The organism is Shewanella sp. MF05913 (genome assembly GCF_059758095.1).
On record NZ_JCAYNT010000005.1, the window covers coordinates 232,868 to 248,818 of the forward strand.

Genomic DNA, 15,951 nt, shown 5'->3' on the forward strand with positions numbered 1-15,951 from the left:
TTGTTTTACAGCAAATGGCTCGATTGATTTTTAGCGTATTTATTTGAAGGGTTACTATTTTTATGGAACAAATATTTGAAAAATTGATGTATGCATCCCGTTGGATCATGGCGCCGATTTATTTGGGATTAAGCTTAGTCTTACTCGCCTTAGGCATAAAGTTCTTTCAAGAGATCTTTCACATCATTCCGATTATTTTCACCATTGCAGAAGTGGATCTCGTGCTCGTTACCCTGTCACTCATCGACATCACCTTAGTGGGTGGTCTGCTGATTATGGTAATGTTTTCAGGTTATGAAAACTTCGTGTCACAGCTTGATGTCGGCGAAAACAGTGAGAAACTCAGCTGGCTAGGCAAGATGGATTCCGGTTCACTTAAAAACAAAGTGGCCGCATCGATTGTCGCCATTTCATCAATTCATTTACTCAAAGTCTTTATGAATGCCGAAAAGATCGAGAACGACAAAATAATGTGGTACCTACTCATCCACATCACCTTCGTGTTATCGGCCTTCGCCATGGGATATCTGGATAAGATTACCCGTAAGTAACCAGTCATACCCAAATAAAAAGCCCTGATACATCGCTGCATCAGGGCTTTTCTTTTTCTATCGATTAGTACCACACTTTAGGATCAACCTTATCACTCTGCGCAGTGTCAATACTAATCCCCAACCCATTAAGAATTTTGAACACTGTCGAAATATAAACATCATTGCCTTTCTCAACACGGATTAACGTCTTTTTAGTCACGCCACACAGCATCGCCGCCACATCTTGAGTCAGTGCCGCGTTGTTTCTGGTTTCTTTAATGAGTAAGCCTAAAGATTGTTGATTAAGTGCAGATACCATAACGTTAGTCCAAAGTATACATTGCTACACTTTAGCCCTGAATGCCTGATATTTCAACAGTGGAGTGTAACAACCTACACTTCATAGTGGTTTACTCTTTTTCTCCTATTAAAAGTGTAACATAGTACACTTTTTAAATGCCTAAACCATTAAATGAACCAAAAGTGTAAGTTGTTACACTATCGAATCGATTACGCCTTGCTTTTAAATTTAACACTGGCTTTTTTATCCATATCATAGATATTATGAGATTGATTATTATCAAGTTATGAATGGATGCTGTTGATAAATGATTCTCAAAACTAAATCACTCCAAACGACCTCATCTCCACAGGCTATTGCGGGTCAAAAGCAAGAACAGGATGTGGCCTTCTTTTTACGCCGAGCATTTAAAGATCATCCCGAAATTCTGGTTATCAACGACTTCAAATTCAGCTTTAATGATGAAACAGCTCAAATCGATCACCTGATCGTGTACACCTATGGTTTCGTGCTCATTGAATCAAAAAGCATAAAAGGTCACGTTAAAGTTAACAACCAGGGTGAATGGACGCGCAGCTATAACAGCCAGTGGGCCGGGATGTCCTCACCCATTAAGCAAGTAGAATTGCAACAAGCCTTGTTAAAGGAAATGTTGAAACACCATAAGAGCGAGATTTTAAGTAAGTTACTGGGTATAAAGCAGCAAGGCTTCAATGGACGTAGTTGGCACTATTTATGTGCAGTATCCAGTAATGCTGTCATCGACAGAAAAACCATGCCGAAAGAGATTTCCGACAAGCTTTTCAAAACTGAATTTTTGGTCGATGAACTCAAAAGGATCATGAACCTTAAACACAAAATAATCCGCTTGATGAATGTCGCTGATACCCGTCCTGATTTCAACCAACAAGAACTCGATTCAATTGGTCAATTTCTTATTAATCAGCATATCGACTCAAATATTCAGCAAGCTAATCATGCTCCGGTAGAACGAAAGCAAACCCAAGCTAAATCAGACATACCACCGCTTGAGCCTAAGCTTGAACAACAAGAGCTTAAACCAGTATCAGCACCCACTTATAATATAGCTCAATCCAATACTGCAATGCCTCAAGCAGTAGCCACATTAGCACCAACCCAGCACCCGATACTAAGCTGTAAACATTGTGGCGAATCAACGCAATACACACCAATGTATGGCAAATTTGGTTACTACATCAACTGCAACCAATGCAGTAAAAAGTTAATTCTTGCCCAACTAAGCTTTAGAAGTGATATCCTAACTATGCCTATTCAAGAAAGCATTCTTCACGTTTTTCCTTTGCTCATACTTCTTATTTAATGACCGAATAAGATTAGGGCCATCAAATGCATAATACTTTTCACTACCACCTGGCGTCTTCATAACAATATTAGCAAAAACAGACCTATAATCAACATCGTATTCTGTAAACAATCGTATTGAATCTTCTGTTAGTAATAACTGGTGTAAAACGGTGATATGTTTTCTTACTTTTCGAAATGGCTCCTCTGCTGCTAAGTCTTGAAAAAAGTAAACTAGAGGATATTTAAGACTTTCGATTCGTATCAATTCTATACCCTTTTGCTTAGGGCTATGAAACAAATTGCCTACTCTGCTTTTAAAGCAACCTATCGGATTTAAAATTAATATTTTTTCGTTTGGTTGAATATCAAAAGCTGTTGAAAATTGAAAGAGAGATGTGAGAAATTTTCGTTTTTGCACATTTTTAACGTCTTGAATATTGAAACCAGCAGGTGCATCTATAAAATCAACTAAATTGGGCTCATCAAAACCAAGCTCCATTTCATCTATATCAATAAAATTACATCCCTCAATCGATTTGATCTGTTGGGTATCTTTATCTTTAAGATATGCAATAGCAATAGAGGGCGGGCCAACATCTATGCCGGCCATTTGCACATCGACATTCCATGCTTTTACAATCTTACTTATATCGTCTTTTTGTGCGATATAATCAATATCCACACTTGCAAGCGGGATCATGTCAAAATGCGGAATACTTTCTTGGTAATATGAATACCAGTACGATACGCTCTGCCCACCCACAATAATAACCGGATTAGCGAGTGAATCAGCAATACTTAACAACTCGGCGTTGAGGGCTTCTAATTGCTCTAAAGGTAGTAAATATTTTTTCATAAGACACAAAAAAACCTCTATAAAAGAGGCTTATTATATCGAAAAAAACATTTAAATCAGCATTTGCTTAGAAAATAGGTACAACTAACTTAACTTTGGATTTTCGCGATCCGACCAAAGAAATACGACTAGAAAGCGAATACGATCCAGAATTAACCTTACTCGCATAACGAGCTTGGCGTTGGCTTTTAACAACTTTAATATCTTTGAAGTTACTTTCCATATCTAACGACCTATTTTCTTTTGTGCTTAAATTATACGCTTCAACTAAAGGATTGCAAGTACGTTAGGTATATTTTGGTTTTGCTGACGGTATCGCCATCAGCTTAATAGGATGATTATTACTGTAGGTGAGGTTCTTTGGCACGCATCTATTAATGGCTTCAAAGTAAACTAATTCTGAAACTCTCCAAGAAGTTTAGTTTTTCAACTTTTATCAATCACATAAGTGAGTGGTGAAGCAACGCAGTTATCACCGATTTAGACCAGAAAGAAACAAAAAGCCCCGATACTATTAAGTATCGGGGCTTTCTCTTTTCTTTTATAAGAAGTTTAGCTTAAGCTTTTAGGCTTGAAACAACACTTGATCTAGCGCAGGAAAAATCAGCTTAGAGCAAGGCTTTTTGTCACGAAGCGTAGTGCTTTTCTACGTGAGTGGCAAAGTAACGCCGCTATAACTGATTTTAACCAGAAAGAAACAAAAAGCCCCGATACCGTTAAGTATCGAGGCTTTTTCAATTCTTTTACAAGAAGTTTAGCTTTAAGCTTTTAGGCTTGAAACAACACTTGATCTAACGCAGGAAAAATCAGCTTAGAGCAAGGCTTTTTGTCACGAAGCGTAGTGTTTTTCTACGTGAGTGGCAAAGTAACGCCGCTATAACTGATTTTAACCAGTTAGATTACATCATGCCGCCCATTCCGCCCATACCACCCATTCCGCCCATATCTGGCGCAGAATCTTGTGGTACTTCAGCTATCATAGCTTCAGTAGTAATCATCAAGCCAGCAATAGACGCTGCGAACTGTAATGCACTACGGGTTACTTTAGTTGGGTCTAGGATACCCATTTCTAACATGTCGCCGTAAGTGTCGTTGCCAGCGTTGTAACCGAAGTTACCTTCGCCATTTTTAACAGTGTTAGCCACAACTGATGCTTCTTGACCTGCGTTAGTTGCGATTTGACGTAAAGGCGCTTCCATAGCACGTAGTGCGATTACCACACCGTGCTTTTGGTCTTCGTTCAATACTTCAACATCTTTAATTTTGCTTGCTACGCGAACAAGGGCTACACCACCACCTGCTACTACGCCTTCTTCTACCGCTGCGCGAGTTGCATGTAATGCATCTTCTACGCGGGCTTTTTTCTCTTTCATTTCAACTTCAGTTGCTGCGCCAACTTTGATTACTGCAACACCGCCAGCTAGTTTAGCCATACGCTCTTGAAGCTTTTCTTTGTCGTAGTCAGATGTTGACTCTTCAACTTGTTGTTTGATTTGAGAAACGCGTGCTGCAATTTGCACTTGGTCGCCGTTACCATCAATGATGGTGGTGTTATCTTTAGTAATGATAACGCGCTTAGCTGTACCTAAATCTTCTAGTGTGGCTTTTTCAAGTTCTAGGCCGATTTCTTCAGCGATAACAGTACCGCCAGTTAGAATTGCCACGTCTTGTAACATTGCTTTACGACGGTCGCCAAAACCAGGTGCTTTAACAGCAGCCACTTTAACGATGCCGCGCATGTTGTTTACAACTAGCGTTGCTAATGCTTCGCCTTCAACGTCTTCTGCAACCATAAGCAATGGCTTACCGGTTTTCGCTAGACCTTCAAGGATTGGCAATAATTCACGAATGTTAGACACTTTTTTGTCTACTAACAAAATGAATGGGCTGTCTAGTTCAACGCTGCCAGTTTCTGGCTTGTTGATGAAGTATGGTGATAAGTAACCACGGTCAAACTGCATACCTTCAACAACGTCTAATTCGTTTTCAAGCGCTTGGCCTTCTTCAACGGTGATAACGCCTTCTTTACCGACTTTTTCCATTGCGGTAGCAATGATGTCGCCGATTGATTCATCAGAGTTAGCAGAAATTGTGCCGACTTGAGCAATGGCTTTAGTATCTGAACACTCTTGAGAAAGCAATTTAAGCTCTGCAACGGCTGCGATAACCGCTTTGTCGATACCGCGCTTAAGATCCATTGGGTTCATACCTGCAGCAACTGCTTTTAGGCCTTCAACAACAATAGCTTGTGCTAATACAGTTGCAGTAGTTGTACCGTCACCGGCTGCATCGTTGGCTTTAGAAGCAACTTCTTTCACCATTTGTGCGCCCATGTTTTCGAACTTGTCTGTAAGTTCGATTTCTTTGGCTACTGACACACCGTCTTTGGTGATAAGTGGCGAACCAAAGCTTTTATCTAAAACAACGTTACGACCTTTAGGGCCTAAGGTTACTTTAACTGCGTTGGCTAGGATGTTAACGCCTGCAAGCATTTTTACGCGTGCGTCGTTACCAAATAAGACTTCTTTTGCTGCCATTTTTTGATGTTCCTTTAAATTTAATGATTAATTGGAAAGTCGATTGATGCGTGAGGCTTAGCCTACTACTGCCATCAGGTCAGCTTCTGACAGGATCAAGACTTCTTCACCGTCAATTTTTTCTTTCTTAACGCCGTAACCTTCATTGAAGATAACAACGTCGCCCACTTTAACGTCAAGTGGAGTAACTGTGCCGTTTTCTGAAATGCGACCATTGCCTACAGCAAGGATTTTACCGCGAGTTGATTTTTCTGCTGCGCTGCCTGTAAGCACGATGCCGCCTGCAGATTTTGATTCAACTTCTAAACGTTTAACGATAACGCGGTCATGTAATGGACGAATATTCATCTATGAACTCTCCTAATGATGTGATGCCCAAAAAACGAGGCTATTAACTAACAAAAAAGGGTTTTCCCCTTGATGCATGTGATATGGGGGTGATTGATCACAGATCCAAGGGGAATTTTAAAAAAAACTACACTTTTTTTAAGTCTGTTTTATTAAAGCCCGATTAATCCTGATAGAATTCGACACCTTTAAAATCCCAAACGATAGAGAATAGATGAAAGACAGACACGGGTTGCTCAGCGCACCTATTGGCCGTGTACTATTTAATATGAGCTTGCCTAACCTGATTGGAATTATGACCATTCTGGGAGGCAGTCTTGTAGACATCTTTTTTATCAGCCAGTTGGGGACCGAAGCATTAGCGGCGGTGAGCTTTACCTTTCCGGTTACCTTAGTGATTTCAAGCATTGGTATTGGTATTGGCGCTGGTGTGTCGACTAACCTTGGGCGTTTAATTGGCTCTGGCCATGCGCCCGAATCTAAGGTGTTTTTGTTTGACGCCTTGTGCATGACTTTATTGATTATTTGGGGTTTATCGATACTCGGCTGTGTGTTTATTGAACCCATCTTTAGCCTGCTAGGTGCCAACGAAGCCAGCTTACCGTTAATTAATGACTATATGTGGTACTGGTATTTAGGCGCGCCAGCACTGGTGTTGTTGATGGTGGGTAATCAAGGATTACGTGCCACGGGCGACACTCGCTCCCCTGCAAAAATTATGATGTTGGCTGCAGTAGTGAATTTAATTCTCGACCCTCTGCTTATTTTTGGTATTGGCCCATTTCCGCGCTTAGAAATACAAGGTGCCGCCATTGCAACCACGCTGTCATGGGTTGTGGCAATGTCGTTAGCCGGTTATTTGATTGTGTTCAAACGTAAACTGGTTGAGTTTGTCAGTTTTGATATTGGCCGCTTTATTTTGCACTGGAAAGCCCTTGCACACATTGCTCGCCCTGCGGCGTTAATGAATGTGATTAACCCTATTGCCAACGGTATCATTATGGCCATGCTAGCGCGCATTGATCATGCTGGTGTCGCTGCATTTGGAGCAGGTATTCGTCTGGAGTCGGTGTTATTGATTGTGGTGATGGCTTTATCATCAAGCTTAATGCCGTTTATCGCGCAAAATTTAGGAGCCGATCAACCAGAGCGTGCCAAAAAAGCCTTATTGATGTCGCTACAATTTGTGTTTGTGTTTCAAACCCTGTTATTTATTCCGCTGTATTTTAATGCCACTGCCATTGCCCAACTGTTTACTAGCGACCCGTTAGTGATCGATTGGTTGAGTTTTTATGTCATGGTGCTGCCCGCAGCCTATGGCCCGTTAGGCATTGTGATTATTTTTGCGACCAGTTTAAATGCTTATCACAGACCACTAAGTTCACTGGTGATTAATCTTTGTCGATTAATGTTAATCATGCTGCCATTAGCGGCGCTAGGCGCTTATATTGGTGGTGTTAAAGGTATTTTACTGGCATTGCCAATCACTAACACCTTAATGGGCATTGCTTGTTATTATCTGGCCACTCAAATTAGCGAACCCGAGCACATTAAGCACAGTGTACCGTGCGGCGATAAAACCAATGGGGCCAATAATGGTCAGCGTTATGATAACGACCACGACAGTAAATCTGAGCGTAATAAAGAACTGTTGCGCACTAATACTAATCCCTCAGATTAATTCGACATTAACCTTATGCCCAACGCTTGCCTTTAGCGGGCGTCAGTGAGTTAATATCATTCATTATTCTCCTTAACATTCAGCCGTATTATCATGAAAAAATCCCTTTATGCCGCATTATTGTCGGCCATTATTTGTCCTGGCAGTGGTCAGGTTTGGTTAGGTAAAAAATGGTTGGGCTGGGGGTTTATTAGCGTCAGTTTGCTGTGCGTGATGGTGTTAATGAAGCACATTGTTGGCCGGGCGCAAGTGATTGCAGATCAGATTTTGGCCGGCAATATTGGCAACGATTTAAGTGCCATTTACGCCGAGGTGTCTAAAGCGGCGCTCGACACACAATCGGCTGACTTGTCTGCCATCACCTGGTTGTTTATTGCTAACTGGGTGCTCAGTATTGCCAGCGCATTTTGGTTAGGTGCCAAACAAGATAAGCAGCGACAAACAAAAACAGCCGACTAAATCATAGGTAGTCGGCTGTTTTTGTTGATTGGGTATAGACTCATTGAGTTACTTTTTGTCGTCTTTTGGATCTATTGGCTCAACATCAATAATGTCGTCGTCAGATTGTTTTTGCTCTATATGATGACTGCGTGGCTGCTCGTCTTTACGCTCAAAATCGCCATCAAACGTATTGCCGTTCTGGTCATCGGGGTTTTGTCCGCCAAATGGACCCGGTTGACCAAATGGGCTTTGTCCTGCACTGAATCCACCTTTAAAACCCCCATTAGCAACCACGCGTAATTGCATACGTTTATATAAAAACGCCGCAATGGGTGCTCGCGTAAATGGGGTTAATAAAATTAAGCCGATAAAGTCAGTCACAAAACCTGGGATAAGTAATAACACGCCTGCTGCGGCTAACATCATGCCTTCTACAATTTCTTGCCCAGGCGCTTCGCCACGCGCAAGCTTTTGCTGCACGCTCATTAAAGTGCTTAACCCTTGGCTACGTACAAGCGACACTCCGACAACGGCAGTAAATAACACTAAGCCAACCGTGGTCCATGAGCCAATGGAGCTGGCCACTTCAATCAACACATTGAGCTCTACAACCGGAATAAGTACAAATACTAACAATAAAATAAAAAACATATTGGCCTCTAATCATCGCTTTTTGTTACAGTTGGCGACTGGGTAAATAATATAGTAGCGACGTATAATTATACGCTAGCGACCTAAAAAATAATGCCGATGAAACTTAAATGGGGGTTATCGGGTCTGTTTTCAAGACAGGTCACGATTATCATCTGTGTTTAGTGAAAATTCCGTGAAATAAGCGTAATGTGATGACGCTTTTAGTATAACGCCTTTAACTTAAGTAAACTTTAAGACTAGATATGTATAAACCCAAGCAACTCGTGATTTTAACCACGTGTCCAGATGCCGAAACAGCAAAAACTATTGCCGCGGCACTCGTTGAAAAACAATTGGCTGCTTGTGTGCAAATAGGCCAAGCCATAGAGTCTGTTTACTGTTGGAACAATGAAATTTGCCAGTCACAAGAAGTGCCATTGCAGATAAAATGCATGGCAGAACAGTATAATGCCATTGAGCAACTTGTGATCCAAATGCACCCTTATGAAGTACCTGAATTCATTGCCACTCCGATTATCGGTGGTTTTGGCCCTTATCTACAATGGATAAAAGACAACTCATTATCATGAAAAAAATCGTCGTATTCTGCCTCACATCATTGCTATTGATGTCATCAATCATCCTCTCGCCAACGGTACACAGTGCCAATAGCACGAGTAACACATTTAGCTTTTTAAGCAATGAACCCAAGCTGATGCCAGTGAAAGAGGCATTTGCGTTTGATTATGAGCAACAAGGTAATCAACTCAAAATCAGCTTTGTGATTGCCGACGGTTACTATTTATATCGCGATAAGTTGCAGTTTTCTGCTGATGGCGCGGTGATTGGGGATATTGAATTACCTCGCGGTAAAAACCATCACGATGAATATTTTGGCGACCAAGAAGTCTATTACTCGTTTGTAGAGATCCCAGTTGCGCTTAAGCAAGCTGACGCTGACGCGCTATTACAGGTGACGTTTATGGGTTGTGCAGAAGGCACATTATGCTATCCGCCAACCAAAAACGACGTCAAATTAACGGCTGTTGCAGATAACGACGGTAACATCGCCACCAAAAAAGTCATTGGTGCGCCAGAATCAACGCAATCAGTTGCTGACACCGAAACGACAAAAGCACCCATTACTCAACAAGACACGCTTAACCAGATGCTGCAAAACGACAGCCTACTATGGACCTTAGTGATCTTCTTTGGTTTAGGTATCGGTTTAGCGCTTACACCTTGCGTGTTCCCTATGTACCCTATTTTGTCGGGCATCATTGTTGGCCAAGGTAAAAAGCTGTCTACCGCTAAAGCCTTCACCTTATCAATGGCCTATGTGCAAGGCATGGCAATTACCTATTCTTTATTAGGATTAGTGGTTGCCTCTGCCGGACTTAAGTTTCAAGCGGCACTGCAGCACCCTGCCATTTTGATTTTCTTGGCAGTGATGTTTGTATTATTAAGCTTGTCGATGTTTGGCATGTACGATTTGAAACTGCCATCCAAGTGGCAAGAAAAAATGAATTCGATGTCGAACAACCAAAAAGGGGGCAACCTGATTGGCGTGTTCATGATGGGGGTGATTTCAGGCCTTGTCGCGTCACCTTGTACTACCGCGCCATTGTCTGGCGTGCTGATTTATGTGGCGCAGTCTGGCGACTTGCTGCAAGGCTTTTTAGCATTGTACGTTCTCAGTATGGGCATGGGCTTGCCGTTATTAGTGATTGGTACTTCTGGTGGTAAAATCTTACCGCGTGCAGGTGCCTGGATGGACATCATTAAAACCATATTCGGTTTCTTACTGATTTCGGTCTCTATTGTGATGGTGGGTCGTATTTGGCCTGGCCTAGTATCAGACTTATTGTGGTCGATATGGGGCGTGGCGCTAACCGGCTACCTAATGCACCAAAATAAACTCAGTGAATTTAACTGGAAACAAACCACCCGTGGCGTATTACTGTTGCTGACATTGTTAGCCAGTTTCTCGTATGGTTTCCAGGCGCTTATGACAGGTTTTGGCCACGAGACACCTAGCATTACTCAAGCGGGTATTGAGGGCAAAGGTAAAACCGAAGCCAATCACTTTATTCGCATTAAGTCGCTGGCTGATTTAAACCTCGAGCTCGACAAAGCCAGTGTTAGCGGTAAAACCGTGATGTTAGATTTATACGCAGACTGGTGTGTTGCCTGTAAAGAGTTTGAGGCCATTACCTTTAAAGACAAAGAAGTGGCTAAACGTTTGGATCAAATGATTTTACTGCAAGCCGACGTTACCGCCAGTGATGACATTGATATTGAATTACTGGAACATTATGGCGTGCTGGGCTTACCTACGTTATTGATGTTTAACCAAGACGGCGGGCAACGTGAAGACTTACGCGTAACCGGGTTTATGGGCCCAAAAGACTTTGCCGCTCATCTTGATCTGTTATTAGCTAAATAAATTTTAAAATTAGCTAAATAGATTTTAAAAACTAATTAAAAACAGCATCTTTAATGACTAAAGATGCTGTTTTTTGTATTTACGACATTAAAGTCATCGAAAGTTACACTTTTTCTTATACAATGTGGTTTTGTATTCTTCATCCAAGGAGTTTTATGGAACCCGCTATTCTTATTATCACCTTATTGTGCGGCATGTTGGTGAGTCGAGTCGGTTTACCACCACTCATTGGATATCTTGCCGCGGGCTTCGTATTATTCACTTTCGGCATAGAAGACAGCAGCTTACCTATTTTACAGCAACTCGCTGATTTGGGTGTCACCTTACTATTATTTTCGATTGGTCTTAAGCTCGATCTCAAAAGCCTGTTTAAAGCAGAAGTCTGGGCGGGCTCAAGCCTGCATTTAATCGGTTCTATCCTGTTTTTTGTGCCAATACTCAAACTATTGGGCTTTTTAGGCTTAGAACAACTCGACGGATTTTCGATAAATCAACTGATGCTAGTGTCATTCGCACTGAGCTTTTCAAGTACCGTATTTGCGGTAAAAGTGCTTGAAGACAGCGGTGATATGCAGTCGCTTTATGGCCGTGTCGCAATTGGTATCTTGATTATGCAAGATATCTTTGCGGTGATATTTTTGACTATTTCTAAAGGTAATATCCCGTCAGTTTGGGCATTTGGCTTATTGTTATTGCCTCTTGCTCGCCCGTTAATTTATAAAGTTTTCGACCGAGTTGGTCACGGTGAAATGCTGGTGCTCTTTGGCTTAGTCATGGCATTAGTTGTGGGTGCTTGGTTGTTTGAAGCCGTCGGTTTAAAACCCGATTTAGGCGCGCTTATTATCGGTATTTTACTGGCAGGACATGCTAAATCATCAGAGTTAGCCAAGTCGATTTACTTCTTTAAAGAACTATTCTTAGTCGCCTTTTTCTTAACTATTGGTTTAAATGGCCTCCCAACCTTAGCCGATATTGGTTTAGCGGCTATTTTAGTTGCGCTAGTGCCCGTTAAAATTGTGATGTTTTTATACTTACTCACTCGCTTTAAGTTACGTTCGCGCACCTCGTTGCTGGCCTCGTTTAACTTAGGTAACTACAGTGAGTTTGGCTTAATTGTCGCGGCAGTGGCGGCACATAAAGGTTGGTTACCACCAGAATGGCTGATCATTATTGCGGTGGCATTGAGTATTAGCTTTTTATTTGCTGCGCCACTTAATAATAGCGTCAGCAACATTTACCAACGTTATCAAGCCAGACTTAGCAAGCTTGAACGCCACCCATTACACCCAGAAGACCGACAAATCCGCATTGGCAACCCACGTTTTTTGATTTTGGGTATGGGCCGAATTGGTTCGGGTGCATACGATGAGTTACGCGCTAAATATACCGGTGAAATTTTAGGGATTGAGCACAAGCAAGAGTTAGTCGATTTTCATCGCAACGAAGGGCGTAACGTAGTGCAAGGCGATGCCAGCGATACCGACTTTTGGGAAAAGCTTGAACGCGCGCCGCATTTAGAATTGGTACTACTGGCAATGCCGCATCATGTGGGTAATTTATTTGCAGTAGCGCAACTACAAAAAATGAACTATGAAGGTAAGATTAGTGCCATTGTGCAATATGCTGAAGATGGCAACGCGCTCAAAGAATTGGGTGTGCACACAGTGTACAATTTATATGAGGCTGCAGGCGCCGGTTTTGTCGACCATGTGATCCATGAGCTATTGGATTCACCGCCAGAAATTGTGCCCGAATATGCCGCGGCTAATGTGGGCGAAAATGCAGTCGATAATGTAGATGAAAATGAGGCTGAAAATGTGGCCGCAACAGATGATGCAGAGATTGAAGCGCAACAGATTAAGTCGCCATCATAAAACTAATCAACCTCAGCTCGGAATAATAAACGCCTACAAATTATTGTAGGCGTTTTTTTGTTTGCGACACAGTATTTTCATTTTTGCTTCAGATAAGAAAATCTAAGTTACAGACACTGTAAAGTCATGCTATAACTCAAGGGTTCTTGTCACTTTTTGTTGGATTTTTTGAAGTATGTCAAACCCTGCTCAACGCGCGACTAAATTATTTGTTCAAACATTCGGCACCAAGCCTGACGAGTTATATCAAGCGCCTGGGCGAGTGAATATTATGGGTGAGCATACCGATTATAATGAAGGGCTTGCGCTGCCCGCCGCCATTAACTTTCATACTGTAATTGCGGTTAAACACCGCGACGACAATTTATTCCGCGCCGTCACCACAGCCTTTCCAGGGCAAATTGAACAATGGCATTTTGGTGAAGAAGGCCCTGTTGCTGCCGCGGATGATTGGACACATTACTTAAAGAGTGTCACGGCAGCGATGAATCAATCTGGCTTACAAGCCAAAGGGCTAGACCTAGCCATTGTCGGCGATGTGCCACTTGGCGCTGGGTTGTCGTCGTCTGCGGCGTTAGAGATTGCTTTTGGCACAGCCATTAGTTACGCCAGTCAATTGCATTTATCGCCGTTAGCCATTGCCCAATTAGCCCAGCGCGGCGAAAGCCAATTTATGTGTTTAGACTGCGGCATGATGGACCAAATGATCAGCGCCCTGGCCGAACCAGACCACGCACTATTAATTGATTGCTTAGAACTTGAGAGCGAGCCGGTGTTATTACCCGAAGAGCTCAGCATGATTATTATCGACCTTAAACAAGGCCGACAAGCATTTGTACAACAATTTGAACAACGTAAAAAAGAGTGTAGCCACATTACTCAATTGCTAGGGCTCGATTCGTTACGCGACTCTTCATTAAGTTTATTGAGCCAAAATAAAGATCTGCTCAGCGAGGAACAATTCCGCCGAGCGCGTCATATCATTACTGAAAATCAACGCACCAGTAATGCCGCTCGCGCTTTACAACAAAACAATATTGCTCGCTTTAGCCAGTTGATGGCGCAGTCTCAAGCATCAATGCGTGATGACTTTGAGATTATCACTCCCGAAATAGACGCCTTAGTTACCCTGATTTCTACCTTAATAGGTGAACAAGGCGGTGTGCGCATGAGTGATGGCTGTGTACTGGCATTAGTGAACCATGACTTAAGCGACGATGTGATTAATTTAGTTGAGAATCAATTCTTTACTCAAACAGGAATTGAAGCAACCATTCACTTATGTTCAGCCAGTGGCGGTGCAGGACGCATCCGCTAAATTAACCAAAAGAGAGAGGCGTAAATGGTACGTTTTAGTGTGCTTGAACCTTGGCAAGATCCCCGTGGTGGAGAGATTGAGCGGGTTAGAATTGATAATGGCATCATCGCACTTGAAGTATTAAGTCTAGGCGGCATCATTCGATCATTATGGACACCCGATCGAAATGGCGAACGTAAAAATATTGTTTTAGGCTGCGATAGCGCTGAAGACTATTTAGCCCAACAAGTCCATTTAGGCGCTGTTGCTGGGCGTTACAGTAATCGCATTGCTAATGGTGCAATGGAATATCAAGGCCAGCGCTACTCGTTGAGCGTCAATCAAGCCACCAACTGTTTACACGGTGGCGCAGAAGGCTTTAACCGTAAATTATGGCAATTAGGCACCTTAAGTGACGGAGTGCGGTTAACCTTAAAAAGCCCAGACGGCGACATGGGATTCCCGGGCAATTGCACTGTACAGCTAGACTACCGCCTAGTAGGCAATAACTTATACGTAGAAATGCTGGCCAGCACAGACAAAGCTTGCCCAATTAGCTTAACCCAACACAGTTACTTTAATTTAGACGGCAACCGCAGTGACACTAATACCGAGCACACTTTGCAAGTTGATGCTAAAACCTACCTCACCATGAATGATGTTGGCGTGCCGACCACAATAGAATCTACTCAGGGCAGTGACTTAGACATGACTGTCGCCACGCCGATGTCAGTGCAAACTCAACGCGCGGCTTTAGCCGCTACAAAAGGGTTTGATCACTGTTATGTTCTCGATAACCCAGGTGCTGATCTGCAACGCTTTGGCTGTTTAGCCAGCCCCAACAGCGGCCGGAGCATGACGGTTTACACTAACCAACCTGGGGTACAAGTGTACGGCGCTAACTTTTTACAAGGCACTGTTGCGAAAAAGCAGCGGGTATTAGCCGATCATCAAGCAGTGTGTATTGAACCACAAATGCTGCCAGACTCGCCTAATCAACCACATTTACCGGGTGCTAGCAATGTGTGGATTACGCCAGAGAACGTCTATCATCACATTACTCGTTATCAGTTCGATGCCAAGTAATCCGCCGGCAAAGCCCACCTTTAACACCGAAGATATTGGCCAAATTGCAGTCGGGGCTTTTGCCCTGTCTGTGCCCATTGCGTTTTCGGAAGAAGCGTGGCGACTATCGGCGAGTTTACCAACGTTAAACTTAGTGCTTGTGGTGTTTTTGTCGTTGGCGTTTATCACTCTATTTGCTTATCAGAGTGTGTTTCAAGGCAATATCATTACACGCAGGCGGGCTTTCTTTTTACGGGTGGTCGCAGCCTATTTATTGACATTAATCGTGGTCGCGATTGTGCTGTTAGCATTAAATAAACTGCCGCTATTAACAGAGCCTATCTTAGCGTTAAAGCGGATTATTTTAATCGCGATGCCCGCGTCAATGGGCGCGATCATTGTCGACAGTTTTGATAAAGAATAACCTACGGCTAAGTCTTAATGATTTAATGTTAACGCTTTAGTTTAGGGGCTTAGCCCAAAAAAAAACGGCATAAAGAATTAACATTCTTTATGCCGTTTTCATCAGTGGGTATCGCAAGCTGATAAATCACTACTACATAATATGCTGCTATCAATAACAGCATATTATCCACGCGATTAATCGTCTACA

15 protein-coding genes are annotated in these 15,951 nt (G+C 42.6%); 10 read left to right on the forward strand and 5 right to left on the reverse strand.

What is annotated here, in order from left to right; genetic code table 11:
- The first annotated feature begins 62 nt into the window (after nucleotides 1-62).
- Nucleotides 63-551, forward strand: coding sequence for a TIGR00645 family protein (locus AC19MV_RS09420; protein WP_498307213.1), 489 nt, complete (start codon nucleotides 63-65; stop codon nucleotides 549-551).
- Between the two features lie 64 nt (nucleotides 552-615).
- On the opposite strand, the gene AC19MV_RS09425 is transcribed toward AC19MV_RS09420, so the two are convergent.
- Complete coding sequence (locus AC19MV_RS09425) at nucleotides 616-852, reverse strand: helix-turn-helix domain-containing protein (protein ID WP_498307214.1); 237 nt, start codon at nucleotides 850-852, stop codon at nucleotides 616-618.
- Between the two features lie 289 nt (nucleotides 853-1,141).
- On the opposite strand from AC19MV_RS09425, the gene AC19MV_RS09430 reads away from it, so the two are divergent.
- Nucleotides 1,142-2,176, forward strand: coding sequence for a nuclease-related domain-containing protein (locus AC19MV_RS09430; RefSeq protein ID WP_498307215.1), 1,035 nt, complete (start codon nucleotides 1,142-1,144; stop codon nucleotides 2,174-2,176).
- Here AC19MV_RS09430 and AC19MV_RS09435 read toward each other — a convergent pair.
- The 3 genes from AC19MV_RS09435 to AC19MV_RS09445 all read right to left on the reverse strand — a co-directional run bounded on the left by AC19MV_RS09435 (nucleotide 2,114) and on the right by AC19MV_RS09445 (nucleotide 5,901).
- The gene (locus tag AC19MV_RS09435) at nucleotides 2,114-3,016 is read right to left on the reverse strand and encodes a hypothetical protein (RefSeq protein ID WP_498307216.1); all 903 of its coding nucleotides are present in this window, start codon (nucleotides 3,014-3,016) and stop codon (nucleotides 2,114-2,116) included. The two genes, AC19MV_RS09430 and AC19MV_RS09435, sit on opposite strands and share 63 nt — an antisense overlap.
- Before the next feature lie 899 nt (nucleotides 3,017-3,915).
- Nucleotides 3,916-5,553: a chaperonin GroEL gene (gene groL, locus AC19MV_RS09440; protein WP_498307218.1), complete on the reverse strand. Its 1,638-nt coding sequence runs from the start codon at nucleotides 5,551-5,553 to the stop codon at nucleotides 3,916-3,918.
- 57 nt (nucleotides 5,554-5,610) lie between these two features.
- Entirely contained in the window at nucleotides 5,611-5,901 is a 291-nt protein-coding gene (locus AC19MV_RS09445) for a co-chaperone GroES (RefSeq protein WP_011639076.1), read from the reverse strand.
- Nucleotides 5,902-6,115: 214 nt separating this feature from the next.
- Here AC19MV_RS09445 and AC19MV_RS09450 point away from each other — a divergent pair, with 214 nt between their 5' ends.
- Both AC19MV_RS09450 and AC19MV_RS09455 read left to right on the forward strand, forming a co-directional pair.
- A complete protein-coding gene (locus AC19MV_RS09450) occupies nucleotides 6,116-7,582 on the forward strand; it encodes an MATE family efflux transporter (RefSeq protein ID WP_498298671.1) in 1,467 nt (488 codons plus the stop codon).
- 93 nt (nucleotides 7,583-7,675) lie between these two features.
- Complete coding sequence (locus AC19MV_RS09455; protein WP_498307220.1) at nucleotides 7,676-8,041, forward strand: hypothetical protein; 366 nt, start codon at nucleotides 7,676-7,678, stop codon at nucleotides 8,039-8,041.
- 48 nt (nucleotides 8,042-8,089) lie between these two features.
- Here the strand turns inward: AC19MV_RS09455 and AC19MV_RS09460 are convergent, their stop codons facing one another.
- Nucleotides 8,090-8,674 carry an FxsA family protein gene (locus AC19MV_RS09460; RefSeq protein ID WP_498307221.1) on the reverse strand — a complete coding sequence of 195 codons (585 nt, stop codon included), beginning with the start codon at nucleotides 8,672-8,674 and terminating at the stop codon, nucleotides 8,090-8,092.
- Between the two features lie 245 nt (nucleotides 8,675-8,919).
- Here AC19MV_RS09460 and cutA point away from each other — a divergent pair, with 245 nt between their 5' ends.
- The 6 genes from cutA (at nucleotide 8,920) to AC19MV_RS09490 (ending at nucleotide 15,762) form a co-directional block, all read left to right on the forward strand.
- On the forward strand, nucleotides 8,920-9,246 hold the full coding sequence (cutA, locus tag AC19MV_RS09465; protein ID WP_498307222.1) for a divalent-cation tolerance protein CutA: 327 nt from the start codon (nucleotides 8,920-8,922) through the stop codon (nucleotides 9,244-9,246).
- Entirely contained in the window at nucleotides 9,243-11,102 is a 1,860-nt protein-coding gene (locus AC19MV_RS09470; protein ID WP_498307223.1) for a protein-disulfide reductase DsbD, read from the forward strand. The genes cutA and AC19MV_RS09470 overlap by 4 nt, the downstream gene beginning before the upstream one ends.
- A 155-nt stretch (nucleotides 11,103-11,257) precedes the next feature.
- Nucleotides 11,258-12,976 carry a cation:proton antiporter domain-containing protein gene (locus tag AC19MV_RS09475; RefSeq protein WP_498307224.1) on the forward strand — a complete coding sequence of 573 codons (1,719 nt, stop codon included), beginning with the start codon at nucleotides 11,258-11,260 and terminating at the stop codon, nucleotides 12,974-12,976.
- A 175-nt stretch (nucleotides 12,977-13,151) separates the two neighbouring features.
- The gene (gene galK, locus AC19MV_RS09480; RefSeq protein WP_498298681.1) at nucleotides 13,152-14,294 is read left to right on the forward strand and encodes a galactokinase; all 1,143 of its coding nucleotides are present in this window, start codon (nucleotides 13,152-13,154) and stop codon (nucleotides 14,292-14,294) included.
- Nucleotides 14,295-14,318: 24 nt separating this feature from the next.
- Complete coding sequence (locus AC19MV_RS09485; RefSeq protein ID WP_498307225.1) at nucleotides 14,319-15,359, forward strand: aldose epimerase family protein; 1,041 nt, start codon at nucleotides 14,319-14,321, stop codon at nucleotides 15,357-15,359.
- Nucleotides 15,349-15,762, forward strand: coding sequence for a DUF2391 family protein (locus AC19MV_RS09490; RefSeq protein WP_432400977.1), 414 nt, complete (start codon nucleotides 15,349-15,351; stop codon nucleotides 15,760-15,762). Before AC19MV_RS09485 ends, AC19MV_RS09490 begins: the two co-directional genes overlap by 11 nt.
- Nucleotides 15,763-15,951 lie beyond the last annotated feature (189 nt).

Bases quoted from the DNA above. Each gene is read 5' to 3' on its own strand.
- AC19MV_RS09425 (WP_498307214.1), bottom strand. From the start codon at position 852: ATGGTATCTGCACTTAATCAACAATCTTTAGGCTTACTCATTAAAGAA.
- AC19MV_RS09460 (WP_498307221.1), bottom strand. From the start codon at position 8,674: ATGTTTTTTATTTTATTGTTAGTATTTGTACTTATTCCGGTTGTAGAG.
- AC19MV_RS09450 (WP_498298671.1), top strand. From the start codon at position 6,116: ATGAAAGACAGACACGGGTTGCTCAGCGCACCTATTGGCCGTGTACTA.
- AC19MV_RS09430 (WP_498307215.1), top strand. From the start codon at position 1,142: ATGATTCTCAAAACTAAATCACTCCAAACGACCTCATCTCCACAGGCT.
- AC19MV_RS09490 (WP_432400977.1), top strand. From the start codon at position 15,349: ATGCCAAGTAATCCGCCGGCAAAGCCCACCTTTAACACCGAAGATATT.
- AC19MV_RS09435 (WP_498307216.1), bottom strand. From the start codon at position 3,016: ATGAAAAAATATTTACTACCTTTAGAGCAATTAGAAGCCCTCAACGCC.
- AC19MV_RS09420 (WP_498307213.1), top strand. From the start codon at position 63: ATGGAACAAATATTTGAAAAATTGATGTATGCATCCCGTTGGATCATG.
- groL (WP_498307218.1), bottom strand. From the start codon at position 5,553: ATGGCAGCAAAAGAAGTCTTATTTGGTAACGACGCACGCGTAAAAATG.
- AC19MV_RS09470 (WP_498307223.1), top strand. From the start codon at position 9,243: ATGAAAAAAATCGTCGTATTCTGCCTCACATCATTGCTATTGATGTCA.
- cutA (WP_498307222.1), top strand. From the start codon at position 8,920: ATGTATAAACCCAAGCAACTCGTGATTTTAACCACGTGTCCAGATGCC.
- AC19MV_RS09475 (WP_498307224.1), top strand. From the start codon at position 11,258: ATGGAACCCGCTATTCTTATTATCACCTTATTGTGCGGCATGTTGGTG.
- AC19MV_RS09455 (WP_498307220.1), top strand. From the start codon at position 7,676: ATGAAAAAATCCCTTTATGCCGCATTATTGTCGGCCATTATTTGTCCT.
- AC19MV_RS09445 (WP_011639076.1), bottom strand. From the start codon at position 5,901: ATGAATATTCGTCCATTACATGACCGCGTTATCGTTAAACGTTTAGAA.
- galK (WP_498298681.1), top strand. From the start codon at position 13,152: ATGTCAAACCCTGCTCAACGCGCGACTAAATTATTTGTTCAAACATTC.
- AC19MV_RS09485 (WP_498307225.1), top strand. From the start codon at position 14,319: ATGGTACGTTTTAGTGTGCTTGAACCTTGGCAAGATCCCCGTGGTGGA.